Annotated in this window: 10 protein-coding genes; 5 read left to right on the top strand and 5 right to left on the bottom strand. The window is 63.9% G+C overall.

Annotated elements, in window-relative coordinates:
* Positions 1-56 precede the first annotated feature (56 nt).
* Entirely contained in the window at positions 57-830 is a 774-nt protein-coding gene (locus KA712_07220) for a hypothetical protein (protein MCG5052735.1), read from the top strand.
* A gap of 10 nt (positions 831-840) precedes the next feature.
* Positions 841-1,806, top strand: coding sequence for a GSCFA domain-containing protein (locus tag KA712_07215; protein MCG5052734.1), 966 nt, complete (start codon positions 841-843; stop codon positions 1,804-1,806).
* A gap of 18 nt (positions 1,807-1,824) precedes the next feature.
* On the opposite strand, the gene KA712_07210 is transcribed toward KA712_07215, so the two are convergent.
* Positions 1,825-4,131 (bottom strand): VCBS repeat-containing protein, encoded by a 2,307-nt coding sequence (locus tag KA712_07210; GenBank protein MCG5052733.1) that lies wholly within the window; start codon positions 4,129-4,131, stop codon positions 1,825-1,827.
* 71 nt (positions 4,132-4,202) lie between these two features.
* On the opposite strand from KA712_07210, the gene KA712_07205 reads away from it, so the two are divergent.
* Complete coding sequence (locus tag KA712_07205) at positions 4,203-5,765, top strand: arylsulfatase (protein ID MCG5052732.1); 1,563 nt, start codon at positions 4,203-4,205, stop codon at positions 5,763-5,765.
* Positions 5,766-5,780: 15 nt separating this feature from the next.
* On the opposite strand, the gene KA712_07200 is transcribed toward KA712_07205, so the two are convergent.
* Together KA712_07200 and KA712_07195 are read right to left on the bottom strand one after the other, a co-directional pair.
* On the bottom strand, positions 5,781-6,890 hold the full coding sequence (locus tag KA712_07200; GenBank protein MCG5052731.1) for a lactonase family protein: 1,110 nt from the start codon (positions 6,888-6,890) through the stop codon (positions 5,781-5,783).
* A 77-nt stretch (positions 6,891-6,967) separates the two neighbouring features.
* Positions 6,968-7,504 carry a hemerythrin domain-containing protein gene (locus KA712_07195; protein MCG5052730.1) on the bottom strand — a complete coding sequence of 179 codons (537 nt, stop codon included), beginning with the start codon at positions 7,502-7,504 and terminating at the stop codon, positions 6,968-6,970.
* Positions 7,505-7,685: 181 nt separating this feature from the next.
* Between KA712_07195 and KA712_07190 the strand changes: the two genes are divergently transcribed.
* Positions 7,686-8,153, top strand: coding sequence for a DNA starvation/stationary phase protection protein (locus KA712_07190; GenBank protein MCG5052729.1), 468 nt, complete (start codon positions 7,686-7,688; stop codon positions 8,151-8,153).
* A gap of 82 nt (positions 8,154-8,235) precedes the next feature.
* On the opposite strand, the gene KA712_07185 is transcribed toward KA712_07190, so the two are convergent.
* Both KA712_07185 and KA712_07180 read right to left on the bottom strand, forming a co-directional pair.
* The gene (locus KA712_07185; GenBank protein ID MCG5052728.1) at positions 8,236-8,625 is read right to left on the bottom strand and encodes a PilZ domain-containing protein; all 390 of its coding nucleotides are present in this window, start codon (positions 8,623-8,625) and stop codon (positions 8,236-8,238) included.
* Between the two features lie 80 nt (positions 8,626-8,705).
* Positions 8,706-8,879 carry a Trm112 family protein gene (locus tag KA712_07180; protein MCG5052727.1) on the bottom strand — a complete coding sequence of 58 codons (174 nt, stop codon included), beginning with the start codon at positions 8,877-8,879 and terminating at the stop codon, positions 8,706-8,708.
* A gap of 123 nt (positions 8,880-9,002) precedes the next feature.
* Here KA712_07180 and KA712_07175 point away from each other — a divergent pair, with 123 nt between their 5' ends.
* On the top strand, positions 9,003-11,090 hold the full coding sequence (locus KA712_07175; GenBank protein MCG5052726.1) for a 4Fe-4S dicluster domain-containing protein: 2,088 nt from the start codon (positions 9,003-9,005) through the stop codon (positions 11,088-11,090).
* Positions 11,091-11,094 lie beyond the last annotated feature (4 nt).

Genomic DNA, 11,094 nt, shown 5'->3' with positions numbered 1-11,094 from the left:
TTGCTCATTGACCGATCGACTCGACACACGAATGCGTATATCATGGTTCGCCCGGGATGAGACAGACGCGACAGCGTGAGAGCCGTGTCGGCCCTGACTACGGAAGGTCCCGCCTTCTGGTTTGCATCACCACATGCGAGCGCAACCATGATCGGGTTCAAGCCATCCGGGAGACCTGGTTGGCTCAGCCTCTTCCCAAAGGCGTCGCAGCGCTCTTCGTATACGGCGACGGCATGGACCCGGCACCCACGGTGGTGGGTTCGTCTCTGACCCTTCCCGTGCGCGACGCGTACGAATGCCTACCGGAGAAAACGCGAGCGCTTTTCCGGTGGGCTCTCGAGTTCTCTGCTTTCGAGCACATCCTGAAGTGTGATGACGACAGCTACGTCCACCTGGATGTTTCGGCAAACCTCGAGCTCGACGGCGTCGACTACGCGGGGCGGTTGACCCCTCCCGTTCCGGGCATCGTCGAAACGTGGCACTACGGAAAGTGCAGCTCCCGCGATGCCGAGGTCCCCTTCCGGGGCCCCTTCCCGGACCTCTTCGCCGAGGGCTTCGGCTACTTCGTGAGCCGCCGGGCAGCCTCCGTGGTGGCCGCGGCAAGTGACCTGAGCCTGCGCCAACACGTTCTAGAAGACGTCTTTGTGGGCTGGTGCCTGGCCCATGCGGATTTTGCCGTGAAGCGGGTGGACCTGTCTCGAGGAGTCCGCGCGCGGCGTACCGCCCTCGAGCCGCAGCAAGGCGTGTACGTACGGCACCCGCTCGGGCCGGAAGAGCTTCGCCTCTTCCACTCTCAAAACGCCACGGCGCATGCCTTACCGAACGGATAGGAGTGAGTTGATGTCGTGGAGAAGCGACCTTCCGCACGTGGGCGCCAAGTGGACGAAGCAGAGTAGCCCTCTCGAGCGGCCCATCAGGCCCCGAAGATTTCTCGAGTGGGACTCGCGCACCTACTCCATTGGGAGCTGCTTCGCCATGGAGCTCAACCGGTGGCTGCGCCACCACGGGTTCTCCGTGCCTGCAGTGTCCTGGGGTATGCACTACAACCCCCGCACCATCCTCTACGAGCTGCGCAGAGCAGTGGGGCAAGCGGTTCCGCACGTCGACTGGGTGGTCGATGTCGAGGGCGGGACCCGCGCCTACATCGATGCTACCCGGCATTGCGTGGATGCAACGACACCGGGCGAGCTTGCCCTCGTCAAGGAAGAGGTTTCAGCCAAGTCGCGGGACATGTTTGCGGCAGCGGACTCCTTCCTCATCACGCTGGGTCTGGCGGATATCTGGGAGGCTCAGGTGGGAGCAGCGCGCGTGGTCGTGAACCGCGCCCCCTACAGAGACGCCGTCGCTTTCGACGGACTCCCGCCGGGGGCCTTCTCGAACCGCTTCTTGTCGCCCGACGAGTGCCTCCAAGACCTTCGTGACATCGTGAGCCTGATCCAGCTGCACAAAGGCCCGACGATCCCCATCGTCATCACGGTGTCGCCGGTACCGCTCAAACACACGGCGAAACGAGGTCTTCACCCTCAGGTCGCCAACTCCCGTTCGAAAGCCGTGCTGCTTGCCGCGGTCTTTGCGCTCCTTGAAGAGCAGGACGAAACCTCAGGTGTTTCGTACTTTCCCATTTACGAGTTTTTCCAGACGAATCCCTTGGGAATGGACCTGTGGCAAGGAGACGCGAGACATCCGAGTGCAGAGGCCGTAGGGGCGGTAGCCCACGCCTTCGTGCACGCCTACTCGCGCGTCGAGATCGAGCCAAAGCCAGGATTTTCCGTTCCGCGCTTCCATGGCGAGGCCAAGGGTACTTAGCTGACGGGGCGCGTGCGCTCACTTCACGAGGGCCCGGTTCTCCAACACCCAGAGCGTGGGCGTGTACCAGCCCACGGACACGACATCCAGGTCACCGTCTCCATCGAGATCGACGGGCACCGATCCATCGTGATGGTCAATGAGAGCTGCATCACCAACATCGACCGCGCGGCGTGTGAACCGACCTTTGCCGTCGTTGACGAAGATCCAGGTGTGGTTCTCGCGGACCCCTCGGTGCTCTCCCACGACGACGTCCAAGTCACCGTCACCATCAAAATCTGCCGCGCCCATGCTGAACCCGCCACCGGGCGTATGGCCGATGACTCGGCGCCGCCAGGGCTTCCGCGGGTCTTTGCCGGCGCTGAACAGCAGCAGGTCGGTGCCCTCCTCCAACCCCACCACGGCGTCAACTCGGCCGTCCCCATCGAAGTCACCGAGAGCGTGCCTATCGGGTTCGGCTTTGGGTTGGGTCACCTCGCCAATCACGTGAGGAGGCCAGGGGCCCTCGGGGGTGCCGGGGTTCTCGAGCCATGCGTTGCCGAGAAAAAGGTCTTCGTCACCGTCGCCGTCGAGATCTCGCGCCGTCAGCTCTTCTTTTTCGGTGAAGGGGCCGAGAGGACGAAGCGCCCAAGGACTGGTGGGATCGGCGGGAACGGTAAGCACCTCGATCGAGGTCGCGACGTCGTGCCAGGAGAGCGCGATCTCGAGGGGCCCGCCGTGGCGGAAGCGCGCGAACGCCACACCCTGAAGGAAGTCACCGCTGCCCACGGGGATGTTCGTGAACACCGTGAAGCTTGCCTGGCCGTCGTTGCGCGCCCACGCAAAAGCCGGGTTGCGCGCGGCCCCCTCCCCTTGCGTTCCCAGCACGTCGAGATCGCCATCGCCATCGATATCGAGGAGAGCGGCCACGTTCCGTAGCGGCGCCCCAATGGGCTTTCCAACCCAGGGCGCAGACAGAGAGCCCGGATTCAGATACACGCGATCCGCAACCGCCACATCGATCCATCCGTCACCATTCAGATCACCCGTGCGCACGAACATGCCGCGGGCCTTCAACGCGTCGAGGGCGTGGCGACGAAAGGGCGCGAGGGGAAGCGGATGGACCCGGGGCCGGGTGCCGTTTTGAAGCCACAAGTCCACGCGAGGGGCTTGCCATGTGTAGGGTTTGTTGAGGATGTCGAGATCACCATCGCCATCGAAGTCACCGAGCTGCGGTTCGTGCCAGCCATGGCCCTTTACGAGCTTGGTGGTCCTAAAGCCCCCACGGCCGTTGCCGTAAAGGACGAATGCCTCTGCCTCGGGGAAGCAATCAGCGGGACAGGGCCCCCACGCCGCCATTTCGGCCGCAAAGATGTCTTCGTGGCCATCACCGTCGATATCGGCCACCGCCAACGAATGGCCGTGGGTGAGATCGCGGTCGAGCAGCGCACGCCCTTTCCAACAAGCAGGCTCGAGCGGATTGCCCGTGCACTCGTAGTACATCAGCGGACCGCTGCCATCACCAGGCGCAATCACGATTTGCGCCACCTTGCTGCCGTGTCGAAACCTACCCGCCACGATGCGCCCTCCCTGGACCCCGACCCGGGTGGCTCGCCATTGCCCTTTGTCGACCTTGAACCAGGCGTTGCCCGCGAGCAGATCGGGGCGCTCGTCGCCATCGACATCGAAAGCAAAAGCCCCTTCAGGGTAGCTGGCGGCGCTCTCCTCGCCCTCGCCGGCCCGACCGGCGTAAACCACCTGCAGGGGCCAGGGCGTGTCTTGCCGTGGATTCGGGGGTATGGGCGCCAAGTACAACGTCTTTGCGCCCTGATTCCAAAACACCAGCTGCGGCCGTTTGAGGCCCAAAAAATCGGCGAACACCTGGTCGTGATGTTGATGCGCGCCGCCGCTCTTGATGAGGCGTCGGTGCCAGGGCTTCGAGACGTCGGGCGCGGGGTTCTCCCACCACCACAGGTCCGCGCCCGAGGCGTCCTGCCCGAAGACCAGATCGAGGTCGCCGTCACCATCGATGTCGTGCGAGGTCCCGCCCGCCTCGATCGCCAACTTGGCGGGCTCAATCACGTGGCGTGACCAGCCGTGGGCGCTACGCCGGTAAAAGACGAGGGCCGGGGCCGTCTTGCGCATGGCCACGACGAACTCGGGTACGCCATCTCCGTCGAGGTCGCCCGCGAGGGAGCCGGTCTGCTGGGTCGAGGTGCCAGGGGGGGGAAGCTGGCCAGCAGCGCTCGACAGGTGCTGCCAGGAGGGCTTTGGGTTCCCGGCGGCCGGGCGCGCAAGGACAGCCAACAGGCAAAGGCTCAAGGAGGCGCGAAGGGGGGCAGACATGACTGCCTCTACTTACTGCGTTTTCAGGCGTTTTTCTGCAGGGCGCGCGCGGGAAAAACACCTTGCTTGCCATGAGCGGGCCCCCTTACGATGGCCCTCTTTTGACGAAGCTTGGAGCCACCTGGTTGGGGGTGTGGTTGACGTTCCTGTGTCAGTGCGGGAGCGCCACCAGGTCGAGTGCAACGACCTCAGCGCTGACGTCAGCCGCCCCGAACGTGCTCGTCATCCTGGCCGATGACTTGGGCTGGGCAGACGTGGGCTACCATGGCAGCCGTGAGGGGCGCTCCCCTGGCGGGCGCATCACGACGCCCCACCTCGACGCGCTCGCCCGCGCAGGCCGCAGGCTCGAAGCTCACTACGTGACCCCGCAATGCACGCCCACGCGCACGGCCCTGCTGACAGGGCGCTTTCCTTCGCGCTTCGACACGTTCTTCGTGACGGATGAACCGGCGTTTCCTGACGACACACTGACCCTGCCTCGGTTGTTCAAGGCGGCTGGCTACCGCACGGGCCTCGTGGGCAAGTGGCACCTCGGGGCCACTCCCGGCCATCGGCCGTGGGAGCAGGGCTTCGATGACAGCTACGGTGCCCTTTCGGGGTTTGTCCATCCGTGGACGCAGGACTATGTGCCAGGCCCCCTCGCGCGCACCTGGCATCGCAACGGCGAAGCGCTCGATGAACGGGGCCACAACACCACCGAACTCGTGACGGCGGAGGCGGAGCGATTGCTCCGTGGCTACGCAGGGCGGCCGTGGTTCTTGATGCTGTCGCACTTTGCGGTTCACGCGCCCGTGGACGCCCCCAAGAACTTCACGGCGACCTACGAGACGCTGCCAGACGACCTCACGCCCGCAGATCGGGACAGCTGGCGACGTTATCTGGGCTTCGTCGCGCAGCTCGATGCGTCCGTGGGGCGCCTCGTGGACGTGCTCAGGGATACCCGCCAATTCGAGGACACGCTCATCCTTTTCCTATCCGACAACGGCGCCGCAGGTCGGCTCGAACCGGGGCACTGGGCCGAGCGCGTGGGAGATCCTCCCCTCCTCTCGACGGTCGCGGGCTCGAACGCCCCGCTGCGCGGGCAGAAGGCCACCGTGTGGGAGGGCGGCATCCGCACGCCAGCGTTCGTTCATTGGCCGAGGAGGATCCCAGAAGGCATCGAAGCGGGTGTCATGCACGTGGCGGATTGGCTGCCCACGTTCGCAGCGATCTTGGCGCACGCGGGCCGCGCTTTGCCATCCCTTCCTCGTGACCTGGATGGCTGGGACCAGAGCCAACGGCTCTTCGGTCGGGGCGTCGACCGACCGCGCACGCTCTACTGGAAGTTTGCCGGGGGCATGGCAGCCCTGAGGCAAGGCGACTGGAAGCTGATCACGTTTGGCCGCTCGGGTTACGCCCGAAAGAAGATGCCGACGGAGGACCCCGAACGCACCGATGCCCTCTTCGACCTTGGGCGTGATCCCTACGAAGAACACGACGTCGCCCGCGCGCATCCCGCGATCGTGCGATCCCTGCGTGAGGCGCTCGTCAGAGCCGCTCGCCATGACGAAGTGGGCCGCGTGTTTTCCCCTCGCCACAGCCTCTTTTGGCGCCCCGGCCTGTCCCCGCAGACTGACGTTTACCCGATCCCTTGAGGCGCGGCTCGCCCCTCAAGGCGACGGGACCACGCCCACGAACGCGGGGCTGCCACGCGTCTTCGCCGTTTTTCCGGTGGCCCGTAGACGTCCGTCGTGGGGATCTCGGGCCAGGACGACGAGCTGATGGTGTTCCTGGCCGCCTACGACCAAAAAGCGACCATCAGGAGACAAGGCAAAGTCACGGGGCCCCGAGATGTCTTGCGCACTGAAGGCCTGGACCTCGATCAGGCTGCCGTCGTCGCCCTTCACCGCAAACACATAGATGACCGCGGGAGACCGCCGCACAGATCCATAAACGAACGCACCGTCGGGCGAGACCACGATATGGGCCCCACCGCCCGCCCGCGTGTCAACCGGCTTAGGGTCCGCGAGCGCACCCGACCGTGCATCGAAGCGGTAAGCCACCACCGGAATGTCCGACTCTGTCATGAGGTACGCGAAGCGGCCGGACGGGTGAAACGCAAGGTGGCGCGGTCTGCCCGGTGTCGACACGCGAAGGGGGTGGTTGGGCGTGAGTGTTCCCTTCCGAGAATCAAAGCGGTATTGCGCGATGTGATCGTCGTCACGACAGGGAATGAACACGAAGCGACCGCTGGGATCGGTGAGGGCCTGGTGAGGCGCGCGGCCGGGATTCACCTGGGCTGCAGCGGGACCCAGAACACCTTCGGCCCCGATGGGGAACACCGTCACGTTCGGATCCAGGAAGTTTGCAACCAGGAGCCAGCGGCCGCCCGGAGGAGCGAATACATGCACGGGCTGCCGCCCTCCGGAAGGCCACGTGCCGATCCGCTGGAGTTCCGCAGGTGCCGAAGAGACACGAAACCCTACGAGGCTTCCCGCGGTTTTATCCTCATCGGCAAGGTAGACGTGTGCATTCCCAGCCGCAAACGCTCCGTAACCGCCTTTGCTTCCCACGGTGGACTGCCCCGCAGGCGCAAGCCCTCCGTCTGCGCCCAGGATGAAAATCTCGACCTGACCTGCACCACTCACCGCGAGCACCACGGTAGAGCCGCGCAGCGCGGGGACCGTGCCTGGCGACCGCGCAGCGGCCCTCGCCCCGCATGACAAACACGCGACGAGCGTCAGGATCGCCAAGGCCCCGGTCCAGAGGAACGTTCGCACCAACGTCGCCGAGGGTGAACGATCTCCGGGCCGGGGATCGACTGAGCCTTCTCAACCGCAAACGGAAGTATGTTCGATCAGCTCAAGGCCGAAAGCTCGGCACGGTGAACCTGCTCGTAGCCGTCGTTCATTTCGCGCAATCGGTCCTTGTCGAGCACATCGGCCACGCGGGGAAAAAGATCGTTCTCCTCTTCCTTCACGTGGTGCTGGACATTGTCTCGAAGCGCTCGGAATGTGTTCATCCAACCCGCATCGGTGTCGTCCATCCGCGCCAGCTGCTCGAGCAGAGCCTCGATGTCTTGGTGTTCGTTCATCGACTGGCGCGCCAGAGGCTCCGTCTCCGGAAACTGGAGGAGGCGAGGATAAAATTCTCGCTCCTCTCCCCGGGCGTGAGCCAGAAGCTCACGTCGAACCTGCTGGAACACTTGCTGGCGTTCTCGGCTGGCGTTGTCTTTGCCTTCCGTGGCGACCACCTTGCCCATCAGCGCCGACACTTCGCCGTGCTCCTGTTTGAGCGTCGCCAGAATGCCTGTCTCTCCGGATAGCCAGCTCGCGGCTTTTTTGGCTGCTCCCATGACCTTTCCACTCACGTTCGCTTTATCGTCGCTTGCCATTTTCGTCTCCTTCACCGGAATCGACTGCAAGTGCCGTTCCTGGAGGCTCCTGCAACGAAGGAAGGGCCTGATCCGCGTCAGCTTTACGGCTTCGTAACCTGCAGGGGGGTGGTGTGGCGATCGAGAGATCAAAGTTGTAGCTTGATCGTCTCGGCGTCGGAATTTTCAAAGGAGAGAGCGAATGGAAGTGAACATTGGCATTGATGCGCAACATCGCCAGCAAATCGCCACCGGGCTATCGAAGGTGCTGGCTGACACGTACACGCTTTATCTCAAGACTCACAATTTCCACTGGAACGTCACGGGTCCGATGTTTCAGACCCTGCATTTGATGTTCGAGCAGCACTACAACGAGTTGGCCTTGGCCGTGGATGCGATCGCTGAACGTGTTCGCGCGCTTGGCTTCCCCGCACCGGGGACCTACAAGCAGTTCTCGTCACTGTCCTCTATCCAGGAGGAAGAGAACATTCCCAAGGCGCAGGAGATGATCCAGCTGCTCGCACAGGGACACGAAGCGGTGGCCAGAACGTCACGTGCTGCCTTTTCCACGGCAGAAGAGGCCAATGATCAGCCCACCTGCGATTTGCTCACGCAGAGAATGCAGATCCACGAGAAGACCGCCTGGATGCTTCGCAGCTTGCTCGAGTAGGTCAAAACGCCACGTCCAAGCTGGCGGGATCTATCGCGGCCGCCCCTCCTCGGGTGGGGCGGCCTCAACGGCCGTTCGCGCGTTAGATCCAGGCACTGGCCGCGCCGCCCTCTCGGGAGGAGGTTCGCACACGGGTCCGGCAGAACAGGTCGATCTTCCTGGCCGCTTCGCCAGACAACTCGGAAAATCGGAGGCCCGTGCGGCGAAACTTGCCAGCGCGTTGGTCGCTCATGACCACGGCGGTCGCTTCGATCTCCTCGCCTTGGCCGGGAAGCTCGAAATACAACGAGACCTGCATGCCTTCGGCCAGGGGTAGCCCGCCAGGACGGCGAAGGGTCATGCCCGAAGGGGCCAGGTCCTCACACTGGCTGAGATGAACGTCCGGCCCCACCGCGCTTTTGACCGCGAAGATGGACATCACCCGATCGGACTGCCTCCGATCCTGGGCCACGCGACGTCGCTCTAGGTTCATGGTGCCAGACTAGGGCGCCGCGCCACAGGCGCCAAGAAATCCGACATGGCCCCACCTGCGGCCCAGGGAGGAACGGGCGCTCAGCTTTCGAGAGGCCGGGCTTCCTCGATGACGAAGTTCGGTATGTCATCGATTACTTGGTAAGAAAGCTTACACGCCAGGCAGCGAAACTCGCTCTCGTTGGCAGCCAGCTCGAGCGCGCCTTTGCATTTGGGACAAGCCAGGATGTCGATGAGGGCCTTATTGAGCGCCATGCGGGACGTATAGGGCGGTCGAGCCGGCAAAGCAAGCGTTCCGCAGACAGGCGGCGGCCGTTGGCCGAAGACTGACTCGCCGCACAGCTCGCCCCTCGGGCCGGAGCGTGATACCACGTAGCTATGCTGAAACGCTTGATCTTCGCGGCGGTTCTGGTGGCCGCGCTCGGGTTCTTCGCCTGGACCGTTCGGCGATTCGGTCGACTGGTCCTCGCAGGGAAACCCGAAGACCGCTTCGACCGCGTCGGCGAACGCATTGGCTCCGTCATCACCTTCTTCTTCGGCCAGCGCAAAGTGGTCGAACGCAACCATTTGCCCTCGAGCCGCATGCAGGGGCTCGTGAACGCCATCGGCTCGAAGCACCACTTCATCATTTTCTGGGGCTTCATCGTCATCACCATCGGGACGGTCGAGATCCTCACCCAGGGGCTGTTCCCGAGCTTCAACCTGGCGCTGGTGCTGGGCGACACCCTGGCACGCTGGACGTGGACGGCGATCGACTGGTCCAACGCCCTCGTGCTCGGCGTCATCGCGTTTTCCGTATTCCGCCGCGTGGTCATGCAACCGCGGCTCATCCCCATGAGCCGCGACGCGGCGGCGATCCTGGGCGCCATCGCCATGCTGATGATCACCCACTTCCTGATGCACGGCTTCGCCGGGGTCGCTCATGGCACACCCGAGCCCGGGTTCCCGCTCTCGGCGCTGATCGGGCAGGCTTTTTCGGGCGTGTCGAGCGGCCTCGCCCATGTGATCGCCGAAGTGAACTGGTGGGTTCACGCCCTGGTCGTTCTGGGGTTCCTGAACTACCTGCTTTACTCGAAGCACAGCCACATCATTGCGGCGCTGCCCAACATCTACTTTCGGGAGCTCGGGCAAAAGGGCGTTCTGCCCAAGCTGAACATGGAGGCCGACGAGATCGAGCAGATCGGCATCGTCAACGAATACAAGGACTTCACGTGGAAGTCCCTGCTTGACGGCTACGCCTGCACCGAATGCGCGCGCTGCACGAATGCGTGCCCCGCCTACAACACCGACAAGCCGCTATCGCCCATGCAGATCGTGCACGACGTGCGCGACGACATGAAGCACAACTTGAAGCGCGGGCCCCTCGACACGCTGCTCGAACGCTTTCAGCACGGACAGGAGGGCGAGAAAGCCATTGCCTCGGACATTCCCCTCGTGGGAGGCCGCACCTCCGAGGAGGCGTTGTGGGCGTGCACCACCTGCGGCGCGTGCCAGGAAGTCTGCCCCGTGTTCATCGATCAGCCGGGCAAGATCCTCCAGATGCGCCAAAACCTCGTTTTGCTGCAGGAAAAGGTCCCCCCAGATTTGGCACGCACCTTCAAGAACCTGGAGCAAAACGGTAACCCCTGGGGCCTCGGGCCCGACAAGCGCATGGATTGGGCAGAAGGCCACGATGTGCCTACCCTCGACGACAAACCCAACGCGGAGTACCTGCTGTGGGTCGGCTGTGCGGGGGCTTACGACGACCGCATCAAGAAGCAGACCGTGGCGTTGGTCGACATCCTCAAGGAGGGTGGCGTGGACTTTGCGGTGATGGGCGTGGAAGAGACCTGTACGGGAGATCCCGCGCGGCGGGCGGGCAACGAGATGCTGTACCAAATGCTGGGGCAGCAAAACGTCGAGTCTCTGAACGAAAAGAAGGTCAAGAAGGTCATTACGGCGTGCCCCCACTGCCTTCACACCATCAAGAACGAATACCCGCAGCTGGGCGGCACCTTCGAGGTGAAGCATCACACGCAGGTGATCCGGGACCTGGTCGAAGCGGGCAAGGTGAAGGTGCAAAAGGATGGCGACGGGGTCAAACGCGTCACCTTCCACGATCCCTGCTACCTCGGCCGGTGGAACGACGAGTACGACGCGCCCCGCGCGGCCCTCGACCACGTGGGCGGGTCGAGGATCGAGATGGAGCGTTCCCGCGAACACGGCTTTTGCTGCGGTGCCGGCGGCGGGCGCATGTGGATGGAAGAGCACACGGGGACCCGGGTGAACCACAACCGCGTCGACGAGGTGCTCGCCACGGGGGCAGACGCCGTGGCCACGGCCTGCCCGTTCTGCACGATCATGCTGCAAGATGGGGTGAGTGATCGAGGCGCTCAGGAAAAGGTGCAGGTGCTTAACGTGTCGGAGCTCGTGGCCAAGTCCATGATCCGCAAGAAGCAGCTCGAGGCCGGCACCGACCCGGTGTGACGCC

Source organism: Myxococcales bacterium, assembly GCA_022184915.1.
Taxonomy (GTDB): Bacteria; Myxococcota_A; Polyangia; order Fen-1088; family Fen-1088; genus JAGTJU01.
The sequence above is the reverse complement of the archived record's forward strand: the minus strand, read 5'-3'. Positions and strand labels throughout refer to the sequence as shown.